The 20282-nt window shown below is 51.5% G+C and carries 23 protein-coding genes; 13 read left to right on the top strand and 10 right to left on the bottom strand.

Annotated features, from left to right (window positions below):
• Together ACR0CA_RS16690 and ACR0CA_RS16685 are read left to right on the top strand one after the other, a co-directional pair.
• On the top strand, positions 1-182 hold a 182-nt coding region (locus tag ACR0CA_RS16690), incomplete at its 5' end, for a carbohydrate porin (protein WP_480900343.1).
• Positions 183-296: 114 nt separating this feature from the next.
• The gene (locus ACR0CA_RS16685; protein ID WP_170337130.1) at positions 297-677 is read left to right on the top strand and encodes a hypothetical protein; all 381 of its coding nucleotides are present in this window, start codon (positions 297-299) and stop codon (positions 675-677) included.
• A 358-nt stretch (positions 678-1035) separates the two neighbouring features.
• Here the strand turns inward: ACR0CA_RS16685 and ACR0CA_RS16680 are convergent, their stop codons facing one another.
• Complete coding sequence (locus ACR0CA_RS16680; RefSeq protein WP_171188053.1) at positions 1036-1914, bottom strand: hypothetical protein; 879 nt, start codon at positions 1912-1914, stop codon at positions 1036-1038.
• A 67-nt stretch (positions 1915-1981) separates the two neighbouring features.
• Here ACR0CA_RS16680 and ACR0CA_RS16675 point away from each other — a divergent pair, with 67 nt between their 5' ends.
• The 4 genes from ACR0CA_RS16675 to ACR0CA_RS16660 are packed head-to-tail and all read left to right on the top strand — an operon-like array spanning position 1982 to position 7346.
• The gene (locus tag ACR0CA_RS16675; protein ID WP_170334744.1) at positions 1982-2635 is read left to right on the top strand and encodes a hypothetical protein; all 654 of its coding nucleotides are present in this window, start codon (positions 1982-1984) and stop codon (positions 2633-2635) included.
• Positions 2632-4584 carry a transposase family protein gene (locus ACR0CA_RS16670; protein ID WP_480900341.1) on the top strand — a complete coding sequence of 651 codons (1953 nt, stop codon included), beginning with the start codon at positions 2632-2634 and terminating at the stop codon, positions 4582-4584. Before ACR0CA_RS16675 ends, ACR0CA_RS16670 begins: the two co-directional genes overlap by 4 nt.
• Positions 4565-5545 (top strand): TniB family NTP-binding protein, encoded by a 981-nt coding sequence (locus ACR0CA_RS16665; RefSeq protein WP_480762092.1) that lies wholly within the window; start codon positions 4565-4567, stop codon positions 5543-5545. Before ACR0CA_RS16670 ends, ACR0CA_RS16665 begins: the two co-directional genes overlap by 20 nt.
• Entirely contained in the window at positions 5517-7346 is a 1830-nt protein-coding gene (locus tag ACR0CA_RS16660) for a TniQ family protein (RefSeq protein WP_171188047.1), read from the top strand. The genes ACR0CA_RS16665 and ACR0CA_RS16660 overlap by 29 nt, the downstream gene beginning before the upstream one ends.
• Before the next feature lie 737 nt (positions 7347-8083).
• Here the strand turns inward: ACR0CA_RS16660 and ACR0CA_RS16655 are convergent.
• The 3 genes from ACR0CA_RS16655 to ACR0CA_RS16645 are packed head-to-tail and all read right to left on the bottom strand — an operon-like array spanning position 8084 to position 10760.
• Positions 8084-8860, bottom strand: coding sequence for a hypothetical protein (locus ACR0CA_RS16655; RefSeq protein WP_480900338.1), 777 nt, complete (start codon positions 8858-8860; stop codon positions 8084-8086).
• A 56-nt stretch (positions 8861-8916) separates the two neighbouring features.
• Positions 8917-10590 (bottom strand): sulfatase-like hydrolase/transferase, encoded by a 1674-nt coding sequence (locus tag ACR0CA_RS16650; protein WP_171188043.1) that lies wholly within the window; start codon positions 10588-10590, stop codon positions 8917-8919.
• Positions 10591-10604: 14 nt separating this feature from the next.
• Positions 10605-10760: a hypothetical protein gene (locus tag ACR0CA_RS16645; RefSeq protein WP_170380012.1), complete on the bottom strand. Its 156-nt coding sequence runs from the start codon at positions 10758-10760 to the stop codon at positions 10605-10607.
• Positions 10761-10866: 106 nt separating this feature from the next.
• Here ACR0CA_RS16645 and ACR0CA_RS16640 point away from each other — a divergent pair, with 106 nt between their 5' ends.
• A complete protein-coding gene (locus ACR0CA_RS16640) occupies positions 10867-11823 on the top strand; it encodes a helix-turn-helix domain-containing protein (RefSeq protein ID WP_170624377.1) in 957 nt (318 codons plus the stop codon).
• 312 nt (positions 11824-12135) lie between these two features.
• Here ACR0CA_RS16640 and ACR0CA_RS16635 read toward each other — a convergent pair whose 3' ends face one another.
• Positions 12136-13257 carry a linear amide C-N hydrolase gene (locus tag ACR0CA_RS16635; RefSeq protein WP_170334764.1) on the bottom strand — a complete coding sequence of 374 codons (1122 nt, stop codon included), beginning with the start codon at positions 13255-13257 and terminating at the stop codon, positions 12136-12138.
• 244 nt (positions 13258-13501) lie between these two features.
• Positions 13502-14386 carry a LysR family transcriptional regulator gene (locus ACR0CA_RS16630; protein ID WP_480900335.1) on the bottom strand — a complete coding sequence of 295 codons (885 nt, stop codon included), beginning with the start codon at positions 14384-14386 and terminating at the stop codon, positions 13502-13504.
• A 95-nt stretch (positions 14387-14481) separates the two neighbouring features.
• Here ACR0CA_RS16630 and ACR0CA_RS16625 point away from each other — a divergent pair, with 95 nt between their 5' ends.
• From ACR0CA_RS16625 to ACR0CA_RS16600, 6 genes are all read left to right on the top strand, one after another.
• Positions 14482-14808: a DUF2218 domain-containing protein gene (locus ACR0CA_RS16625; protein WP_171188039.1), complete on the top strand. Its 327-nt coding sequence runs from the start codon at positions 14482-14484 to the stop codon at positions 14806-14808.
• A gap of 13 nt (positions 14809-14821) precedes the next feature.
• The gene (locus ACR0CA_RS16620) at positions 14822-15292 is read left to right on the top strand and encodes an ester cyclase (protein ID WP_171188037.1); all 471 of its coding nucleotides are present in this window, start codon (positions 14822-14824) and stop codon (positions 15290-15292) included.
• 64 nt (positions 15293-15356) lie between these two features.
• Positions 15357-15848, top strand: coding sequence for a nuclear transport factor 2 family protein (locus ACR0CA_RS16615; RefSeq protein WP_254448236.1), 492 nt, complete (start codon positions 15357-15359; stop codon positions 15846-15848).
• A gap of 24 nt (positions 15849-15872) precedes the next feature.
• Complete coding sequence (locus ACR0CA_RS16610; protein ID WP_171188035.1) at positions 15873-16415, top strand: luciferase domain-containing protein; 543 nt, start codon at positions 15873-15875, stop codon at positions 16413-16415.
• A 182-nt stretch (positions 16416-16597) separates the two neighbouring features.
• Complete coding sequence (locus tag ACR0CA_RS16605) at positions 16598-17140, top strand: protein-methionine-sulfoxide reductase heme-binding subunit MsrQ (RefSeq protein WP_254448235.1); 543 nt, start codon at positions 16598-16600, stop codon at positions 17138-17140.
• 14 nt (positions 17141-17154) lie between these two features.
• On the top strand, positions 17155-17448 hold the full coding sequence (locus tag ACR0CA_RS16600; protein ID WP_171188032.1) for a PepSY domain-containing protein: 294 nt from the start codon (positions 17155-17157) through the stop codon (positions 17446-17448).
• 368 nt (positions 17449-17816) lie between these two features.
• Here the strand turns inward: ACR0CA_RS16600 and ACR0CA_RS16595 are convergent, their stop codons facing one another.
• The 4 genes from ACR0CA_RS16595 to ACR0CA_RS16580 form a co-directional block, all read right to left on the bottom strand.
• Complete coding sequence (locus ACR0CA_RS16595; protein WP_171188030.1) at positions 17817-18413, bottom strand: hypothetical protein; 597 nt, start codon at positions 18411-18413, stop codon at positions 17817-17819.
• 195 nt (positions 18414-18608) lie between these two features.
• Positions 18609-18920 carry a hypothetical protein gene (locus ACR0CA_RS16590; RefSeq protein WP_170428344.1) on the bottom strand — a complete coding sequence of 104 codons (312 nt, stop codon included), beginning with the start codon at positions 18918-18920 and terminating at the stop codon, positions 18609-18611.
• A 144-nt stretch (positions 18921-19064) separates the two neighbouring features.
• Positions 19065-19229, bottom strand: coding sequence for a hypothetical protein (locus tag ACR0CA_RS16585; protein ID WP_170428341.1), 165 nt, complete (start codon positions 19227-19229; stop codon positions 19065-19067).
• Complete coding sequence (locus tag ACR0CA_RS16580) at positions 19222-20280, bottom strand: hypothetical protein (RefSeq protein WP_480900331.1); 1059 nt, start codon at positions 20278-20280, stop codon at positions 19222-19224. The genes ACR0CA_RS16585 and ACR0CA_RS16580 overlap by 8 nt, the downstream gene beginning before the upstream one ends.
• Between the last annotated feature and the right edge of the window lie 2 nt (positions 20281-20282).

Here is a 20282-nt window from a genome sequence, read left to right as displayed (position 1 = left end):
TGAACTGGGCCGAGGCAAGAGGCATAGACGGTGACCAGTTCACGCTCGAAGCTTTCTACCGTTTCTCGATTTCACCCGGACTGCAGATCACGCCATCGGTACAATTCATTTCCGACCCGCTTCTAAATCCCGATCAGGACCGGATTACCCTGTTCGGTCTAAGAACCCGGATCGTTTTCTAATGCGGGGTGAAGGCAGTCACTAAGGGGTGTGCCAAATGGCAACTAAGAGAGATCAAGCGCGTGCCGGAATTTTCAACGCCGGTCGAATGAAGTTGGGAAGCAAAGGAACAATCTATGAAGATTGCATACGGAATTCTTGCAGCCTTAGCAGTTGTGTTTTTCATCCTTGGAGGCAGCGATGCCCATGCCAAAGACAACAAGGGTAAAAAGCCGAACAAGGGGGGCAAGAACGGTGATGTCAGCATTCAGATAGAAGACAAACCCGGCAAAGGCCCAAAAGCTGTACCACCTGGACAGATCAAGCGCTACACGCGCGGTGCCAAGCTCCCATCTGACCTGGAGTTCGAGGATATTGGGGACCTTTCCAAATGGAAGCTTGGGGAGCCGGGCAAAGGAAACCGCTACATTCTGGTCGATGACGAAGTCCTCGAAGTTACGAATGACCTGTCTACCGTGGTCGATGCCGTCGGCATCGTCGGTGATCTTCTAAATTAGGCGAAAGTACGATGTTTCAGGGCAAGAACTACCTCGTTTGCCCTGACGCTGGCCGGGGCGATCATTTGTGAACCCCGGCCCAAGTTCAAAACCCGGATCCGAGGCGCTACGATGATAAAGGCCCTTCTTGTTCTTTTTGCGCTTGCTACCTTTTCGTCAGCACGCGCCCTACTCGCTCATGAAAACGGTGCAACTGAAGTCCCGCAAACAATACGCTTTGAGGGCTATGTATAGCCCAGTCGCGAAGCAGAACTGTCGCCTTTGGTGGACAATGTGGTCAACCGGACTTTGCAAAGTCTGCTTTCTGCGCATTGCAGACCTTCGCGCACGGCTTAACACCCAACATTCAGAGAGTACATCATCCCAGAACCTTTAGATCTTTTGGTTTGAGCCGACTTTTCTCCGGCAATGTCCCAAATTTAATTCCTTCGATTTCGAGTTTGTCACGTATCGCCACAAGTTCACTCAGTTTGTACTCAGATTGCTCAGGAACAACGTATAGTACTTGAGGAACCTTTCTCAAAAGAAGTGCTGCTCTTGCCAATTGGTCAATCAAGTAGCCAGGATCAATTCTATTCCTTGGGCCTTTGATCTCAATCGCTGCAAAAGGCTCCGAGCCTTCGTAAACGATTAAGTCTGTGGCAAGAGGCTCGAACGTTCTGCCTTCTCGAACAGTCAAATTTTCCACATTGAAGATGTCGTTAGTGTTCTGTTTGAAAAGCATTTTTGCGCTTACTTCGAAGTCTCGGGCTCTTCGCTGGCCGCCAAAACCACCTCTGGCAATCACGACCGCGGGCTTCTCCGCCAATCGAGCTTCATCAAGAATAGATTTTGTATCCGCTTGAGACAACTCCCCTGATAGAACGGCATCAGCTATCTCTTTGGATTTCTTGGGGTCATACCGATCTATCCTTGAAAGCAAAATAACTTGCATCATGGCCAGCCAGTCGGGCTTTGATTCAAAAAGATCGGGTCGGTTTTGTTCTAACCATTTCGCCGCGGACATCGGATTGCGAAGGCTTGCAGGCTTTGTGCCTCTGATCGCGGCAACGCTTTGGAGTGCATCGTCCGGAAACGCGTACCCATAGGCTTGGCTGTCTTGGACAACGCGATTCAGCCACGCTCCGAGGGCAATCCAGTTTTCAGTTTTGGCCAAATCTTGAAATTCGTCTTCAGTCATCATCAGTCGCAATTGTTTTATTCGCATCGAGCCCATTGCCAATGCGAATGGATGCATGTATAGAGCCCGTATGAGGATAGATCGACACGCACCCCCGACGGCCCGACGCGTTCACAAGCGCGGAATGAAAAAACGCGCTGGCAAAATGTCTGGCGCCAAGTTCCCAGGCGTCATTCAGCTTGAGAGCCAAATGGAGGCATCGCTGGTTCGTTGCATGCAGGTCGACCCTCGTGTGGTCTCGCTTAAGCCACAGCCTTGCACAATCGACATGGGAACCGGAAGAGCATTTGCAAACAAAGAAGCGGCGCTAGAGGCTTATGAAGGGCGTCGGTACAGGCCTAAGCTTTATACACCAGACCTAGAAGTCAAACTTGTCGACGGCCGTTTGTTCTACTTGGATGCCAAGCACAGCGCTCACATAGATAAGAAACCTGAGTACCTGGACTATCCTTCACTTCTTGCCGAAGTCGGAATCTCGCTTGTCATTGTAACTGAGTCCTTATTGCAGGGGCCGATTGATCGAAATGCTTGGCTGCTACTGCAAGGACAAGCCGAAGAGACCGCCCCTCAACTTGCAAGCAAAATAGTGTGTCTCAAACAGCAACGTGTGACGTTCAAAGAACTAAGAGAGAATATTGGTATCCCCCAAGCGAAGATTCTTCGCCTTATTCTTGATGGCTACCTGGTGTTCGATTTTTCATGTGAAGCTCTTGGGCCATCCACGAACCTGAATACTGCGAACCGCGACCGAAGACATCTGGAGGTAATCGAATTTTGAAGCAGATTGTCAAAAGGCGGCATCAGAGAACCATCAAATATAGGGGAGAAACCTATGCTGTCGATGGAGCGATAGCTGGGCGGGATGCATATCAGATATCGAACTCCCAAGTTGATCCTTTTGAGATATCTGGACAAGAATATCGGGACCATGTGCACGATGGGCTAGTGAAGGAAGAAGGCTTCGACAAACGTCCTCGCAATGTAACCGCTAAAGATGCACGTGAAGCTCAGCTAAGACTACGCATTGTGGAAAATGCACTAAAGCTTGGGGAGGAAGGCGTTCATTGGGCAAAACGCATACCGATACTTCAACGCGAGTTCGCCGAAGAACCCACCTTCAAAATCAAGGGTAACCGTTTTCCGAGGCAATCGACTGTTCAGAATTGGGTCAAATTGTATCGGCGCGGCGGGCCGGACGCGCTTTTGCCCAAGCACAGCAATTCAGGAAATCGTATGCCAAGGTTTGACAGCGTTTTCCACGAGATAGTGCTCGATCTATTGGAAATGCAATATACGTCGTCGGACAGACAAAATCTAACAAGTCTGTCTAGCGACGCTTATAGTCAATACCAGTTGGTTTGCCATGAGAATGGCATAAAACCTGGGTGCTGCGGACGCAAGGCAGTCGAAGCGATTGTGCACACAATCCCTCATTTTGACGTTCTAAAGTGGCAACTGGGCAGCAACGAGGCGCGCCAACACATGCGAATTGCCCAAAAATACTATGATATAACAGCACCTTACGATCAAATAGAATTGGACTGCACAAAAGCTGACATAATGCTGGTTGACGATAGCGGGGAGGTAATAGGTCGGCCGTGGATTTGTGCAGCGATTGACTGTGCTACTAGTTGGATTGTCGCATTTCAGGTCTTCCTACCAGATCCATCATCAGAATATGTGGCCAAAGCTCTAAAGGAGATGATTAGCTACCCAGAGGAAGACTTTTTCGAACAGCACGAAATTGTAAACAGGAAAAAAATCGCCGCACTGCCGAAAGTGGTTGTAATGGATCAGGGTTCAGAGAACGTGGGCGAACCCATCGATGCTTTTATCGAAGTTGCTGGTGTCCATGGCCATTGGGCGCAACCTCGAAAACCCCAGGAAAAGCCGTTTATCGAAAACTTGTTCGGGGCAGTTCGAAGCAAAGTCAGCCAGCTTCCGGGTGCGACTAAGTCAAAGGCATATCCCGACCGGGATCGAACCAAAAAAGCAATGGATGAAGCCCGTCTGACACTAAGAGTGTTCAATTCAATAATGCAACGCTGGCGCTACGACGAATATGGAAGAACTCCGAGGAGAAAAGTCCAAGACATCTTTAAACGGGGTGAAACACCTAGCGCCGCTTGGGACAGATTGGCAGATGAACACATAGTGCCAGAACCCCCGTCTTTGGACGAGCATCACGCAGCGCTGATGATCCAATCCGAATCTCGAACTCTGTGGCACTACGGTATCGAATTCGAGAGTATGCAATACAACTCTGAAGAATTGGCAAGGCTGTACCGACGACTAGGCCCGCGCCAGCGTGTTGAAATACGCTATGCTCCACTTGATGCTAGGGAAATTTTGGTCGTGGATCCGCATACAGGCGAGTTGGTGCGCGCGTCCAACAAAGCAAAAGACTTGGCAGCACTTTCTTATCGTGAGCTAAGAGAATGCCGGTCGCCCAAGGCGAAACACAACGGACCAATCAAAACGGCTTTGGAGATCCACAAAGATATCCAAGCGCGCGGGACGTATAAGCAGGGCAAAAAAACTAAACTGCAAAGGAACCGCTCTGCGGAAATCGACAAGTTGCGGGCCGCTGATATGCAGAACAGAAGTTTGAAAGAACCACAACTAATTGACCAAATACGGTCAGAGGTTGGTCACAATAAGCTCGCAGTTACGAGATCAAAGAACTTGCCAAGGGTCGAAAGAAAAGATGCTGGACCAAACAACTAGTAGAGCTCTGCAAGGTGCATTCATCCGACATAGCCGCCACGAATGGGCTGTCTCGGAGATAAAACGTCTTTTGAAAATTGCTGCAACCGAGGGTGGACGGATCATACCAATTTTGGGGCCGACGAGATGTGGAAAGACAGAACTGACAAAGGACTTGAAGGCACAAGTTGAAAATGACCGCAACGGCCCAAGTGCTATTCTGGTATCTTCAGATGTCATTCTGGGTCGACTTCCGCCACGGCCTTCCGAGCGGGATTATTACGGTTCTTGCTTGCGAAGCATGGGCTTCGATTTTGTAGAACGAGAGCGACCTGCCCAAATTCGAGAACGTCTTTTTCGGCTCGTAGTTGAACACGGCATCCAGACAATCATTATCGACGAAGTGAACCATTGCGCCGAAACTCTGACTAGGCACTCGCGTCGACAAGCCGCTGATCACTTCAAGACTATTGTTGATGAAACCTCAGTCACTCTGATTTTAGCTGGGTTGCCAATGTTCGAAGCGGTTATGGACAGCAACGAGCAGTTTGCTGGGCGCTGTTTGAACACCATTCGAATGAACCCCTATTGGTGGACCGTTGAAGCTGATCGAATCGCGTTCTGCGATGCAATCTTTGCTACCTTCGATTGCCTTGAGAAGTCCGGCATCCTTTTGGAGTTTGACCAAGATGATATGGTGCGGCGATTGTACGGAGTTTCCGGCGGGCGTGTGCCGGTGGCGTTGGAAGTGCTGCGCGCGCCCCTGGCGTTAGGTGGCCAAAATTTACCATACAGCACCAAAACGATTGCCAGGGCAGCGACGGATTCAGGTTTAGAGCGTGATCCGTATCAGTCGTTTTTTCAAGAAGAACCACCATCGGATACTGAGCTGATCAGGTCATACATCAGAGTCATGGCAGATGCTGGTCTCGAAGTAGAGCCTATGACGTCGCATGAGCTTGCGATTATGCGAGGTGTATGAGGTGCCGGGTTTGTTTTCAGTACCACTAATGAAAGGCGAAAGCCTTATCGGATATTTGCGCCGCCTAGCCCACGTAAATGGATACAGAGATGTCTCTGAATTTTTGACACGGTTCCAGCGGAAGTATGGGCGAATTCTAGTCGAGAACATCGAGCAATTAGAGCAGGAGATGGGCTTAGAAAATGGTTTGTTGGTTGCTATTTCCCCTTCTGCCAACCCTGAGTCACCCAGCCTGAACTGGCGCTTCGAGCGGCATCATAGCGATCCGATTTGCCCTTCATGTCTTGCCGATGGCCTACCTTTTCAACAAACTTGGCGTCACTACTTGGTGACTGCCTGTCACCATCACAAAATACGACTTCAAGATGTTTGTCCTGTCTGCAAGGCCACACTGCGTCCGACGTCCGGCGGCTTTGATAAATGCAGTTGTGGTTTTAGCTACTCCGATTTCCCGCGGGTGGCAGCAAAGGACCACGAAGTGATCATCTCCGCCTTGATTGCGGGAGATTCAACGGTTGGCGAGCGGTTTCTTGACCTTGCAGGAGGGCGTCAGGCCCCAAAAGACATTGGCGCTTTTATTAACTTCCTAGCGAGTGGTTTCACTCAAAACCGCACGGGCAAGTCTGGGAAAACACAAACACCAAAAAGCGTCGCAGATTCATTGGAACTAGTTAAGCCGTTGGCGACTGTATTCGAACATTGGCCACATGGGTTCGAAGAACATGTCCGAGGATTGATACTGGCCGGAAATTCGGAATCCAATTCTGTGCCGTCAATGCTCGGGAGCTGGTATCAAAGACTGATGAAGTTCGACGATGATGCGTACCAACCTTTCAGAGATGCAGTGTCGCGTGCTGCTTCGACCGAGTTCAAGGGAGCCTACCTGGGAAAGCTAACGCCGTTGCAAGCTCGGGAATGGGTCTCGGCTAAACAAGCGGCCAAGGAACTGGGAATTTCTGCACAGCGCTTGGTGGCTGAAGTTCAGTCAGGTCAAATTGCCGGAAAGCAAGCCCGTAGCGGGTATGGGCACCAGCATACGATGATTCCACGCTTCGAAATTTCGAACATTTATCTGGATAGGAGGCGGTATTGGGATGGATTACAGGCCAGAGCCTATCTTGGTGTCACTAGAAAGCAATTTGACCTGCTCCGCGGGGCAGAATTGATCCACGAGGTTGCTGCTGAACACCGTCCTCCACTGGTTGATGGTTGCATTGATAGTGAAAGCCTAAAAGAGCTCACAACAAACATTCGAAACTGCACTCAAGTTCAAGCGGGAGAAACTATTCCGTTCAATCAGCTCAACCTGAGGCGCACAACTGATCGAGCTGCTTTAATGGATGTTCTTCAGAAAATCTCCACAGGCGTTATCAAACCTGTTGTTGCGGAAGAAAACATGCGACTTGGGGAGTTTCATTTTTCAGTTTCCGACATCGACCGCGAACTTGGGACGCAGCGGTTATCAAAAGACTGGACCGCAAATGATGTCGCAAAGTTGACGGGTTGGAAGGCCCAGGCTGTAACTCACTGGTGCAAGCTGGGCCTACTCGGATCTCGCACCGTTCCGCATGGCCCAAGCGAGTCTTTCTTGGTCAAGCCGCAGCAGCTTGTGATCTTTCAAAGCGAGTACATGCCCGTTGCGACACTGGCTAGGTCAAGAGGAACAACGTCCCGAAAGCTCCTGTCGGATTTTGAGAGCAAAGGAATTGAGACCCATGGGGCGCAAATGGAAGGTAAGACGACGCGAGGACACTTGGTAAAGCTGAGTGATCTGGCTTCGCTGCTGTCTAAGGCCGCCTAGTGCTTGCCTGCACCATCCGAAAAGAACACCACTGAAATGCGCTGTCCAATTGCGGGTTCGTGGTCGCGTGAAACCTGCTCAGCTTCCTCGATGAAACCGGCCGTGGCGGTGTGGTCTATTTGGCTTCACTCGCGGCACAAAAATGAAAGCGACGGCAGTCTGATACGGACGCTCAGAGCTATTTGGATTGTGGATTTTGCCCCCGATCCAGAGACTGATTGGGATTTAACATAAGTCGCGATTATAGAGCGGTTGCGTTCTAGTCAGCCAACCACCCGTAAGTCCGAAAATCGGACATTCGTGAACATTCCTTTAGCTGAAATCGTGAACACAAAGTTCAAAATGCTTCTTCGAATTCAAAGGTCAGCGATGCGCAGACAGCGGACTTTGCAAAGTCTTGGGTACAGATCGTAATAGAAGTCTCTTTTCTCAGAACTCTGGGCCTAAGCATCGCTGGTTGGGGATTAGAAGCGCGAACAACGGATTCAGTTTCGAGGTTCAAATCCATCTCAGCGGATCGCCTAGAGACTATTGATCTTCCCCGAGTTCAGAGCGGAGCGACCAGATAGAATGATGCGGCGCGAGTGACGCCAATTTATTTCCTACCAACCCGGCGCGGGCAGGGATTGGCTCAAGGCAGTTCCAGGAAGGGTCAAGATAGGCGCAGAATACAAATGGCTGAACAGAGTTCTGGACTGTGACATAGATGATCTTCGCCGAGGTTGGGTGTGGGTGGACTAGTAGTTGAAACGCAAACCCAAGCCGGCACCTTTATCGTAGGGGCGGTCGGAACCTATACCGATTAGGAAATCAGCATAAATTGCGATGCCAGGACTGAGGTTCTTGCCAATCTGGAACTCAGCGGTCGCTGGCCAAGCATCGTTCTCCCAGTCATATGGTGCTTTGATGTCAGCCTTGGCCCAGTACCCATCGCCAAACGGTTGTAGCGCAATCAACCGCATCGCGGTTTGGTTTATGTCCGTCGGGCCATTGTATGAAGCAAAATGCTGGAGCAGTGGGATCAGCGTCAGCCCTGATTTTGTGTTTGCAAAGGCGAACCCGCCAAAAGGCGCAATTTGATCGGACCCGGTTCCGATCCCTTTTTCCTGGTCGCCAAAGTCCAGAATCCACTCCAGACCAATGGCCGACTTGATGGCCCACGTTTCGTTGAGCGGTCTCTGAGAAGGGAAATAGATCGCTTTGAGGCTCAATTTCTCGAAGTCAGTGAACCGAGTTCCAGTCACATCCGTTGAGTTGTAGTGCAACTCATATTTCAGTTTCAGATCAGGCCGCAGCATGTATGCGCCATCTATAAAGGCGTCCTGCTTGTCAGCACCGTTGCCCAAATCAAAATACTGATACCGGATGTCCGTGTTATTAACTGCGGCCAAAGGGTTTGAAGCGTTTTCATCGGCGATTGCTGGGGCCGCAACAATGCCAGTCGCCAATGCAAGGACAAGCGCTTGGATTTTCATATTGTTTCCAGAATTTTTGTTGTGGATGCCAAGCCCCACATCAAGTATATCATTATCTGATGCGGGGCTTGCATTACTCTTATCAGCTTCACCCTTTAGTCGGGCTGAATGTCCCGCTTGGCGACAAAGGCATCCACCGCTGCGACGGTTTCAGGACGAAGGTTCACGATACCTTCATAGGGACGTCCAGTCGCGGCCGGTTGATCGGGGTACATTTCCTTAAATTTCAGGTGGCGGGCAATAATGCGGTTAAACTCATGTCCAGCCCATGCTCCGATCTCGGTCGATACGCTCTGTTCTTCGCGGGGGTCGCGGAACAGGTTGTAGAACTTGGCCACGATAGCATTTTCACCTTTGGCCGGAACTTTGAGTTTGATGTGTTCCTTTACCACCTCTTTCAGCGAATTGATCGAGTAGATCAGTACATGATCCCTGCGCCCATGCGTATCGCCAATAAACATCAGGGACGTCTGATCGACACCGTCAATGATCCGGTCGCGGGGGATGGCATCCATCGCTCCGCCGATACGCGCAATTGACGTGAACAAATCAGAGATATGAATAATGTCAGATACAATCGAGTCTCCCTCGATCAAGCCGGGCAGGCGGGCGAACGCATCCACCCGAACGCCTCCTTCAGACGTATCGGCCTTGCCGCCCCGGAAGACCAGCGGCGAAAACCCACTGCCGGGGGCATATTTGGTGAAGTGACCGTTGTCGCCCATCAAAACGATCAGGGTATTGTCCCTAAGCCCCAGCGCATCGACTTCGTTCAGAATGACCCCGATCCATTCATCCAGCTCTTCCATGCTTTCAACGAATGTACCGCCGTTGGGTGTCGTGAACGCCTCTCTCGTCGTGCGCGTTGTCGACAGAGGGACAAGCGGCCAGTATTGCAGGAAGAACGGTTCATCCCGTTCTGCTAGCAGGCGCAACTGTTCCATCGCCTGTGCCTGATAGCGGATGTTCATTTCATTATATTTGTCCTGGGTCCATTTCTCACCCGGTTCCATATGGACTTCGCGGACTTCCCCGCCAATAACAGCTTCGACGCCGGTAATCATGTGTCCCGGATCAGGGCGAAACCAATCATCCAGCGTGTATTTGGAGTTGTAGTTGTCTTCCCCTATGGCCATGGTGATTTCTTCCTTGGCTGCATCTTCGTTGAAGATGGCCAACTGGCCCTGCTGATGGATGGGGAACGCGGCGTAGTCAAAGCCCTGATAAGTAGGCCAGGATTCCTGAATGTCGCCCATGTGCCATTTGCCAACATGCGAGGTGTTGTAGCCTACGGATTTCAGAACTTCGGCAATTGTGACTTCTTCATCGGCAAGGCCAAAACCTGAAATATCGACGGCGGTATCGCCCATCCCATTGCGATACGGCTGGCGACCCGTCATGAAGGCGACCCGCGACGGTGTGCAGGACGGCTCGGTATACATGCGCGCAAACCGCATGCTTTCCTCTGCGAGCGCGTTGATATTGGGCGTCGAATACCCGCGTATCGCGTTCATCTCGGGCATACCCATGTCGCCAAAACCCATATCGTCAATAAGGATGTAGAAGATGTTTGGAGGGTTCCCTCCGTTTTTCTCACGAAAATCGGCCAGCAGTTGGTCAACCTGTGCGTCGTTCTCGACCCAAACGGCTTCGTTTTGCTGCTTCAGGACATAGTATTCCGCATCATGCACGATATTGCTGTCCTGAGCTGCCGCCGTGATAGCGGAGCCGGTAAAGACCAGCGCTGAGAGGAACAGTTTTGATTTCATGAGATACCCCTGTTTCATGATTTACTTGTTTTCAGACCTTCAAGGATCAGATGATGGCAAAAGGTTGAAAGGGAGAGTTCGCTGTCTTCAGCCTGTGAGCGCAACAACTCTTTTTCGCTTTTGGTTAGCAGCGTTACGACGCGTTCGGTGCGCGCAGTATCGTCAGGCAACGATGGGCGTCCGAACCTCTTCCCTCTCGATTTGTCTGCTTTGTCTTGCAATTGTCCAAGCCTACATATTCGAATAACATTTCATGAAAACTACCTGCGGGGCGGAATGGACGACATCAAAAAACGATCAGCCCCCAAAAAAACTTGCGCCCCAAACACACTTTTTTTGCAGGACCCTTCGCAATTCCGCGAGCTGTCCCAATGGGATGTTGAGCTACGCCAAATTGAGGAGGGAACTATGAACTCTTCGGTATCCGTTTGGGCAGGTCTTGACCTTCAAATGATTGATTTGTCGTTTGATAAGGCTGTGTACCAAACTGGTGTTTCTCGCCCTGACATTCTAGCGTTTGGCTTACCAGACAAAGGGAGTGTACGGACTTGGCTTAACGGCTCACCCTCAGACACCGCTCTGATGAATTTTGGTAGCGGAGACCCTTTTGAAGGCGTGAGCAATTCAACGCTCACAGGCCTGACCTTTGGCATCAACATCCGAAGGGCTCAACGGATCGCCGACGATTGCGGTCTTGATATCAGCACCGTGCGAAATGACGCTTTAAGATCTTTCGTTAGCGACGCTGGAAAGCTTCATTCCTTAGTCAAAAACAAAGCGCGCTTTCTAATTGGATCAGCGGCCGGACCAAGCTCTGATAGTGAAGAGAGTGATATGATCTTTGAGCTTCTGGAAATGCTGGTGGTAGGCGAAGAATGGAGTGATCGGCGAAACAGTAAAAATAGAACCCGTTTAGCACAACAAGCCGTTGAGTTCATGCGGGCCCATTTGATGGATAACGTTTCAATCGGTGAAGTATGTGCAGATATTCAGGTATCTGCATGCACTCTTCGTCGCGCGTTTCAGGAAACATATGGGGTGAGCCCCAAGCAGTTTTATCTAAGAGCCCGTCTCGGTGCTGTGCGCCATGAACTGGTGTCCTGCTCGCCAGAGGAGAGTATATCGGACATCGCAAACGCTTACGGATTTTGGCACATGGGTCAGTTCGCGCGAGACTACAGAGCACTCTTTGGACAACTGCCGACACAAACGTTGTCAGGCAAAGTGAACTGAAACAGAGCTTGGCAACAGTCTTTGGCGCAAAGTTTGTGTTAAGCAATTGTAGTTGCGGAGCCACTGTCAGAGTTCAGTGGCTAGCGACGCTGAGACCTTGGCGGTACGCGGCCTAACTTGTCCGCAACACGAGAATTGCAAAGTCGGATTTTGTAGGTCCGCTTCGGGCTGCCTCCAGTCACTAGTGCGAACAGTGGTGAACGCGGCTTCGAGCCTAGCGCCGGTAACTCGCTGGAGCGGTAAACCCTCCATTCCGAAGTTTTATTGGGCCGCAGCTAGCGGTGATGCCGCCACGGCCCACGTGGTAAAACGTCAATTCGTTGGGGTCACATCGATTAACGTTGGTTCGCGATCACCGCTGGTTTCAAAGACGATCATCTCGCCTCCCATAGCTCCGAAGTCAATCTGCTTCATATCAACCATGTGCACCGTTCGGTCGTACATCGTGTGATAGTAGTAAACGAGGTTCAGGGAGTCCGCAGCGGTTGTGATCTGTGTTGCGCTGTAAAGTAGGTCATCCGACTGCACATCGTCTTGAGCGCCCTCAGCGGCATCGGCAGGAATGTTGAAGTTGTCCAGTATTCGGAATGCCTCGCGTACGGTGTCATAGCCACCTTGCGTCTCCCGCGCTGTCTGGGAAAAGGCGACTGCGCGGACAAACCGGGATGGGGGTGTGAAGTCGCCTGGCAGTCCTATCATACCGCTCCCAGCGCCCAGGGGCGCGAAAGTAACGCCGCTTGCCTCAACTTCGGGAAGCCCAAGAGCCGACAGGTTTACATAGTTGTTTAGGTTCGTCATGTGCCAATCGTAGTTTGGCGAATTGGTGATCACGCCAAGCGGGGCATCGAAAACCGTCAGGTCACCATCAATGTACTCGACGACGATCCTTCCGCCGAACCGGTCAGCAACCAACATATGAAACGGGAATGGAAATCCTAAGGTCTCATCCACGACCCCGACGACACGGACATTCGCCAACCCTGTGGCAGCCTCTTCAACTGTCTCAAATTGGGAAAGGACATAGCTGGCGAGCAAATCGCCGGGAATCGTGTTGCCGGAAAGGTCAGGGTCGTACTCCTGATACTCGGTGAAGCCGGGCAGATAAAACAACCCGGCGGTCAACCCAGCTTCGTTGATCCCATCTGCGGGAGCCCCATGATCCAACATGCTGATACCGACCATTCCAAATCGGCCGGTCCAGTTTGCTCCGTCTTGCCCATCTGGCATTTCGCCTGCGGTATAAGTGAAACCTCGCGGAATAATGTTGATCTTTGTCTCAAGATCGAACGGCCCCCATTCGGCGGTCCTTGCGCGAACGATGCTTCCATCCTGCCCTGTCAACATGATGCCAGTGCATCCCCAGGCCATCGATACTGAAGCCACAAAGGCTATGGTCGCTTTTGGTAATATCCGAAATAACTCGATATGACGCATGGTCGTTCTCCAATTGGACTGATCTGATCTCATGAACTCACTCGACCAAGCTACCACACCGGTTCTCAAGTTGAATGAAGTTTGCATGATCTTCAAATAGGCAAGAAAGTCCGCCTATTCCGTCCGCCGGACTTTGCAAAGTCCGACTCTGAATGTCTGGTTTGGGCTGTCAGTTCCAATTGACACAGTCTACCAGAAGTACTGGCTGCACTTCTATCGTGGATTTACCGGCCAAATACAAAACTCAATTCTGATGGTTCTCCGCCAGAAAACGTACAAAGTGCACAGTCAGGTTCTCGCGCCGCGACTGATCTGGCCATACTGCATAAATCCCAAGCGGGCGGAGTTGCCAGTCGGGCAGAAGTCTTACAAAGTTCCCTGATCTCAGGCCGCGTTCGGCCAGATATTGAGGCAACACAGTAACACCAAGGTTCTGTTGCGTCAGATGGTGCAACGCATCGACATTGTCGACTTGAACCTGAGCGTTACCTGCTACTTTCGCGATCCTTCCGTTTTGAGCGATGAACTCAATGGTGTCAGACCGCTGAGCATAACTGATCCAATCCCAGTTCTCTAAATCACCGGGGTGCTTTGGTTCTGGTCGAGAAGCCGCGTAATCAGCGCCAGAGACTAGACAACGGTCAATTTCACCCAGTTTTCGAGACATCATCGAGCTGTCTTCGAGCCAGCCCACTCGAATATTCAAGTCAAACCCGTCATCGATCAAATCTACAGGATGATCGGTAAATGAAAGAGACAATGCCACATGCGGGTGCTGTCTTGCAAACTCACCCATTGTGGTCAAAAGTTCTGACGACGACATGAAGGCCGGTACAGAGACCCGAAGCGCACCAACAGGTTCAAGCGACAGCGCGTTCAACTCATTCAAACCGGTTTCAGCGCTTCGGATCATGTCGACCACACGGGCATAGAACACTCGGCCTTCATTGGTCAGCGCGATCTTGCGTGTTGTGCGATAGAGTAACGTAGCGCCCAGAAAGTTCTCAAGTTCCGTTACCGTTTCGCTGATGCGTGACGGCGCCAGGCCAATACTTTTTGCTGCCGCGCGAAACGAGCCCTCATCCACGACGCGGGCGAAAATAGCCATATGTCTAAGATGCTCAATCATTGTTCGGCCAAACAGAACTATCCTATCGGAATTTAGACAATTTTCATAACAGTGCGGCGAAAATATTTTGTGTGCAAGTCAGACGGAGCAAACCGATGCAACTGCACGCGACATTTTTTACTCAACGGGGCGGACGGTATATGGCGGCCTTGTGTCACCATTTCGGTCGTAAAGTTGAAGCATGTTGCGACGAGGATACCGGCTGGGTGAAATTCCCATTTGGTCGATGTGACCTCAACCAAGATGCTTCGGGTCTGCACGTGGTGGTCAGTGCAACATCTCAGGCGAACCTAGATCGGGTGGTTCAAGTAGTCACCAATCATCTCGAACGTTTCGCATTCCGTGAAAACCCGGAATTGGAATGGATCCACACCGCGGGAACGCAGCCCGACACCACGAGTGAATTCACCCCTCATCCTTAAATTGGAGCATCACATGACGATCAAAAACCTAGCGCTTTCGGCCGCATTCGTATCAGTTGCAGGTGGAGCAATGGCGGACGACACCGCGACCGTGCAAAAATTCTATGATTTGCTGAGCAATCCAACGTCACAAGATCACGTGGCAGCCTTTGAGGCGTCAGTCTCTGAAAATTGGGAAAGCATCGGCGACTATTCGGGGTCCAGCAAGTCCAGCGAAGCCTTTCTAGGCCAAATCGGAGGTTTCGGGAAACTGATTCCGGATCTTGAATGGTCTGTGCAAGCCATGCATCAGGCCGGGGATTTCGTGACCGTCCGCAGCCGCGCCACCGGTACGCCTGTTGGACCAATGTTTGGTGTCGACGGTGAGGGCCGGAGCTTCGACATCATGACAATCGATATCCACGAATTGAACGACGGCAAGATCATTCGCTCTTACCACGTGGAAGACTGGGCGGGTGCGCTGCAACAACTCGCGGGTCGATAGTCTGACAATCAATTGAGCTCCGGTTCTGAGCAATTGGACAGGACGTCTTGAAGGGAAAATGGACATGGAACGTAGAATTGCTTTGAAGGTTCTGGGGCTCTCTGCTTTGGCAACCACCCTGGGCAATCAGGTGACTGCCGCTGATGGTGATACGGACACGCAGTCAAGTTTTGATACCGTGATGGCAATCATGGGCGCTATGGGTAGCGGCGACATGGAGAGCATGGCCAACCTTATGGCCGATGACATGGTATGGCACAATGAAGGTGACACTAAATTGCCTTGGGTAGGCGGCGCCGAGGGAAAAGAGGCGATTTTTGAGTTTCTCAGCGTGTTCTCGTCCAACTTTGAAACTACGATGTGGGAAAACACCGATGCTTTTGCGTCCGGCGATACTGTTGCAGTCTTTGGTAAGATGAACGGGAAGACGACAAAGTCCGGCAAGGACATCGGCGAATTTTCCTTCGCGCTTCGCGCCAAGGTTCGCGACGGGCAAGTCGTCTTGTGGCATTGGTTCGAAGACAGTTTCGCGGTCAGCCAAGCCTATCATGGATAGAGCTTGTTAAATGGAGATTATGAAATGGACGTAAACGGCCTGCTTTGCAAAGCTTCCATTGTTTGCGCCTTCGGGGCTTCCCACGCACTGGCCGATGTCACAAACCTGCCACTGCGAGAGACACCAATTCCGCGGACAACGGACGGCGTCCCGCATGTTCAGATTGGCGTAGAGCCAGTCCCCGAGTTATCCGAAGCCCTCCTAGGAAAGGTGTCGGAACTGCCCGGTGTTGAGATCAGGCAAACGGTCGTGTCCTTGCCAGGAGCGTTGGGCTTTTGGATCGCGGAAGATACAAAGCTGGCCCGACCGGAAGTCATCGTCGGCGGTCGCGAGTTTGCCCACATACATCCCGACGGCAGCCTTCATGCGTCCCTGTCACCGGCGCTCGCGAAGGTGGCAGCAGAAAAAGGATGGGCCGTCAGCCATCCCTGGGCAGATCAAAGACCAGGTTGGGGCGGTTTTGTCATGATCTTCACACCGGTGAACACGGACGAATTGGAAGTAGTCTTCGATCTGGTCGAGGCATCATACGAGTTTGTGACGGGCTTGGGCTCATCATCAAACTGAATGGGCCCAGACTCACAAATTTCTGATGTGAAGAATTTAACCACGAAACATTCGACGGAACACTGTTACTGACACGTTCAAAATAGAACGTGGACGCTCCAACAATGAGGTTCTCAGTGCTTAGGCAGGTATTAAACTCTCGCTACTTCGTGTGGGGTCTCATTGCGCTGCCATCGGTTCCGATGGTTCTTGCCCTGATATCCGGTCAACCTGGAAGAGAAGGTGAACCTGTTACCGAGATGCTCCTGCATCCGACTGGTGAATTCTCAGCCCGTTTTCTGATCGTCGCAATGATACTCACGCCGATGCGCATGCTGTTTCCGGCTTCTAGATTCTGGAAATGGATGATGAAACGACGCCGGTATTTTGGCGTGGGTGCGTTTGCCTTTGCGGCGTTCCATACCGTTCTCTATCTGTTTGATATGGGTAGTGTTCGGGCCGTTCTTGGAGAGGCATTGGCTCTGGGGATTTGGACCGGCTGGCTCGCTTTCTTCGTATTTATACCACTTGCAGTGACCTCCAATGACTGGTCCGTCCGAAGGTTAGGCCCGGCTTGGAAATCGCTCCAACGCTGGGTCTATGTGGCGGCAGTTGCAACGCTGCTGCACTGGATTTTCGTCCACAACAACCTTGGACCTGCACTTGTGCACTTCGTGCCTTTGGCTGGTCTCGAAGTGTTCAGAGTCTGGAAAACCCTCAATCGCGGACGCACGCGCGCTGCTTAACGAAAGGACAACAAATGAAGACGTGGATTCTAGCCATATCGATTGCACTTCCAGCCACGGCGCAGGCTACAGGTATGTATCAGTGTGAGCCGGTGGACGCTGAGAACTGGCTGACTGAAGAGCAACTGACCGAGAGGATCACTGCGGACGGGTGGACCGTGAGCCGCATGAAACAAGATGGCGGTTGTTGGGAAGTTTATGGAAGTATGCCAGATGGCAAACGTGTTGAAGCTTATTTCCACCCTTCCACTGGAGAAGTGCGCCTGATCAACCAGAGAGGCACAATTCTCTACCGGGCAGAAAACTGAAGTCATTGGGCACACCTTGGTGACCCGAGCGCTCAGATACCACCTTTTTTGCTACGGGTTGGCATAATCGTTAATCTCGTACGCCTCGATTTGGATGCGTTTGCAATAAAATATTTGGTATCGGTGAGTTTGTCCTCGGCACACTTCACAAACCTTCCTAATGTCGGCTTTGGGCTGGTTGCGGTCAACCATGCTTATCGTAGAGACTGGTAGTACATGGTTCCGCAGAGCAGTGTTGGGGAAATGCTTATCCGGGGCGCTTTGGTTCCTAGCAGGAGAGGCGCTAAGAAGAAGCGCGCACTACTACAACGACAGTCGCCATAGACTTCTTATGTTAAATTTTGGGTAATGGCGGCAGGTAAGCTGTACTAGCGGTCTGGGTATGTATCGAGTTTGCCCCAGAGATCATCAACCAGATCTGAGAAGCCATCATTCGAGGCCTCCTTGTGCAGTAGACCAGCTCTTCGCCGGCGTTCGACCTCGGCCATTAGTTCTTCCTGTGTGGCTGTCTCAACCACATCACATCGAAGAGCTTCAATCTCGTCCGCTGTCCACGACTCAAATTTGTCAGCGTAGAAGCCCAGGGAATACGGCTCGTCATCAGAAATCTGCTTGATCACAGCATTCCAGTCTTCGCTCTGGTTCGATTCCTTTTCGACCCTCTCATCTAGTTCGCGGATAGACTTGCGGATCATCGGCAGCAGCTCTGCCTCAACGCTTTCTTCGCCCGCGCCGGTCCCCGCAAGCCAAAGGTCTGCGATCTTGCGGACGAGCCTCCAGACCGTCTGATTTCGAGGGTGGCCCTTAATCCGGCCGCCTAGACCTTTTTCTTGAATGCCAAACCGCTCGGCAGCACGTTCGTTCATCCGGATATTGTAATCGGACACGTCCGCGAGTTCTGAATCGTTCTCAGCCACAGCTCGGGCGACCTCTTGATCACCAACATAGACAACCACCTTCAACATCCCGCTACCCCTTCCTTCGCCGGTTCATCACTCGGTCCAGGTGGCTGTAGTCCAGATCTCGCATGATCCTTTGCACTCGCTCTGGATCGACTTCGCGATCTTTTCCAGCGGTGTAGACGATGTGTCTGACGTAGATCGCCAATGCGACAATGATCACGGCGGATAAGATCAAGCTGAAATGCTCGGGCCCCATCACTAAGTCTTCTTCCTCGGGTCTTCAATCCCGAGGTCGTCGAACACGTTGCCGCTACCATCAGTGATCTCGACATCATCGTCGTCAGTCACTAGATCCCAGGTGTTCTCTTTGACCCATTCATCCCGCCATTTGGGCGCGTCGGCCGGACGCTGTGCAAAATCGGCGATTTGCTCGAAAATCATTTTGCGCAATGCAAGCCAGACCTCCGGACCCTCTTTGCGACGAGCTTGCAACTCTGCGATCAAGTCATTCAGAGGAACATCCTGTAACGGGCGCCCGAAGATCTCTTCTTCTGAAAAATCATCTGTCATCGCTCAACATCCTCGACACTGATCGTCAAGACTAAGATCTTGTTTGGTTTTACAGTGATCTCTTTTCATTCAATCTCTCGAAGTTTGCCGTTCACCAAAGTCTCGCAGATTACGAAAATTGGGATTTCCTCTTCTGTAGTCTCGTCACTCATCTGGCTTACCCTGCGGATCAGGCACCTTTCGAGACCGGATCTCATCCGAGGTAATCGGCTTGGTTAGTTTTGCTCGACCAGCCGCAATTTCAGCCTCCCGAAGCCTAAGCAAACGCAAGGTTTGTTCATCCAGCTCAACGTCGTCGTCATCACCCATCAGACTTCTCCCGAGTACAATAACAGTGAGAACAGAGCACTTGAGACCTGTCGGCTGTCCGAACGATGTCACCAACGTGGCCACACTCTTCACACGTCACACCGCATCGAAACTTCATCCAGTCAGCGTACTCCTGAATGAGATCGTGGTATCGACTGAAACCGATGGAAATCTTGCCATCCTGGCCTTTCTTAATATCCGAGATCTGAATAGTTCCAGGGTCCAGTGCCCTGAAATCCTGACTGAAGGAAAGCTTGTGGAGTGCTTGCGAAATCATCACGAGCCAGCCCTTTCCGACAGCAGGAACAAGAGATGCGCAATCCGGAGAAACGAGGTCTGGATAGTTTTTCACAATGTCCAGCCTCAGGCTGTCGGGCCAGGATTCTTCGGCGCCCTCAAATCGCCGCCGCAGAGCATCATTGTAGCACCAGCTGCAAAGCGTCGTCACAAACCCAAGGATGGTCTGGCGTTGGGCAGAATTAGAACAACCTTCACAGGTTTGCTCAATCTGAGCGACACGCCATTGAATCTCTTCACTCGTAGCCTGGTTGCAGCCTGGGCCCTCATAGACGCGCATGCCTCCCAATTTCTGTTTGATCTGAACGATGGACGGGTGTTCATCACCAAACAGGTCGGGCTGCTCGTCGATCAACCTCTTCACTTTCTCAAGTGCAAGCGTAAGCTGCTCCACCCACCCGGCACGATACTCACCAAGCTGCTTGAAGACGCTTCGATGAATATCATTCCAGTCGACAACACTGCCCATCACTGACCTCCGGGCCCGCGCCTCTTTGAGATCGTGTGAAACCTCCGCCATAGCATTCATCATACGGTCGACCACTTCGCGGTCTTCACACTCGACATGCAGACACTCCGCCGACCATGTGACCTCAGAGACGTGCGGAGCTGGGTAGTTGTGCGCCATCACCAAACGCATCTCTTCGGCGTACCAGGCGTCAAATGAGCGGAGATCATCTGGAGCTCCATGCTCCTCGATCACACCTCGAACCTTTTCCCGGAATTCCTTCCAACTCTTTTCGACATCATCCATCA

The sequence above is a fragment of the Ruegeria sp. F12 genome (genome assembly GCF_056533885.1).
This window is presented reverse-complemented; position numbering and strand designations above follow the sequence as displayed.

What these genes read in the sequence shown, in the direction of transcription:
- ACR0CA_RS16685 (WP_170337130.1), top strand. Translation starts at nt 297, where the DNA reads ATGAAGATTGCATACGGAATTCTTGCAGCCTTAGCAGTTGTGTTTTTC.
- ACR0CA_RS16680 (WP_171188053.1), bottom strand. Translation starts at nt 1,914, where the DNA reads ATGCATCCATTCGCATTGGCAATGGGCTCGATGCGAATAAAACAATTG.
- ACR0CA_RS16675 (WP_170334744.1), top strand. Translation starts at nt 1,982, where the DNA reads ATGAAAAAACGCGCTGGCAAAATGTCTGGCGCCAAGTTCCCAGGCGTC.
- ACR0CA_RS16665 (WP_480762092.1), top strand. Translation starts at nt 4,565, where the DNA reads ATGCTGGACCAAACAACTAGTAGAGCTCTGCAAGGTGCATTCATCCGA.
- ACR0CA_RS16660 (WP_171188047.1), top strand. Translation starts at nt 5,517, where the DNA reads ATGAGCTTGCGATTATGCGAGGTGTATGAGGTGCCGGGTTTGTTTTCA.
- ACR0CA_RS16650 (WP_171188043.1), bottom strand. Translation starts at nt 10,590, where the DNA reads ATGAAATCAAAACTGTTCCTCTCAGCGCTGGTCTTTACCGGCTCCGCT.
- ACR0CA_RS16640 (WP_170624377.1), top strand. Translation starts at nt 10,867, where the DNA reads ATGGACGACATCAAAAAACGATCAGCCCCCAAAAAAACTTGCGCCCCA.
- ACR0CA_RS16635 (WP_170334764.1), bottom strand. Translation starts at nt 13,257, where the DNA reads ATGCGTCATATCGAGTTATTTCGGATATTACCAAAAGCGACCATAGCC.
- ACR0CA_RS16630 (WP_480900335.1), bottom strand. Translation starts at nt 14,386, where the DNA reads ATGATTGAGCATCTTAGACATATGGCTATTTTCGCCCGCGTCGTGGAT.
- ACR0CA_RS16625 (WP_171188039.1), top strand. Translation starts at nt 14,482, where the DNA reads ATGCAACTGCACGCGACATTTTTTACTCAACGGGGCGGACGGTATATG.
- ACR0CA_RS16620 (WP_171188037.1), top strand. Translation starts at nt 14,822, where the DNA reads ATGACGATCAAAAACCTAGCGCTTTCGGCCGCATTCGTATCAGTTGCA.
- ACR0CA_RS16615 (WP_254448236.1), top strand. Translation starts at nt 15,357, where the DNA reads ATGGAACGTAGAATTGCTTTGAAGGTTCTGGGGCTCTCTGCTTTGGCA.
- ACR0CA_RS16610 (WP_171188035.1), top strand. Translation starts at nt 15,873, where the DNA reads ATGGACGTAAACGGCCTGCTTTGCAAAGCTTCCATTGTTTGCGCCTTC.
- ACR0CA_RS16605 (WP_254448235.1), top strand. Translation starts at nt 16,598, where the DNA reads ATGGTTCTTGCCCTGATATCCGGTCAACCTGGAAGAGAAGGTGAACCT.
- ACR0CA_RS16600 (WP_171188032.1), top strand. Translation starts at nt 17,155, where the DNA reads ATGAAGACGTGGATTCTAGCCATATCGATTGCACTTCCAGCCACGGCG.
- ACR0CA_RS16595 (WP_171188030.1), bottom strand. Translation starts at nt 18,413, where the DNA reads ATGTTGAAGGTGGTTGTCTATGTTGGTGATCAAGAGGTCGCCCGAGCT.
- ACR0CA_RS16590 (WP_170428344.1), bottom strand. Translation starts at nt 18,920, where the DNA reads ATGACAGATGATTTTTCAGAAGAAGAGATCTTCGGGCGCCCGTTACAG.
- ACR0CA_RS16585 (WP_170428341.1), bottom strand. Translation starts at nt 19,229, where the DNA reads ATGGGTGATGACGACGACGTTGAGCTGGATGAACAAACCTTGCGTTTG.
- ACR0CA_RS16580 (WP_480900331.1), bottom strand. Translation starts at nt 20,280, where the DNA reads ATGGATGATGTCGAAAAGAGTTGGAAGGAATTCCGGGAAAAGGTTCGA.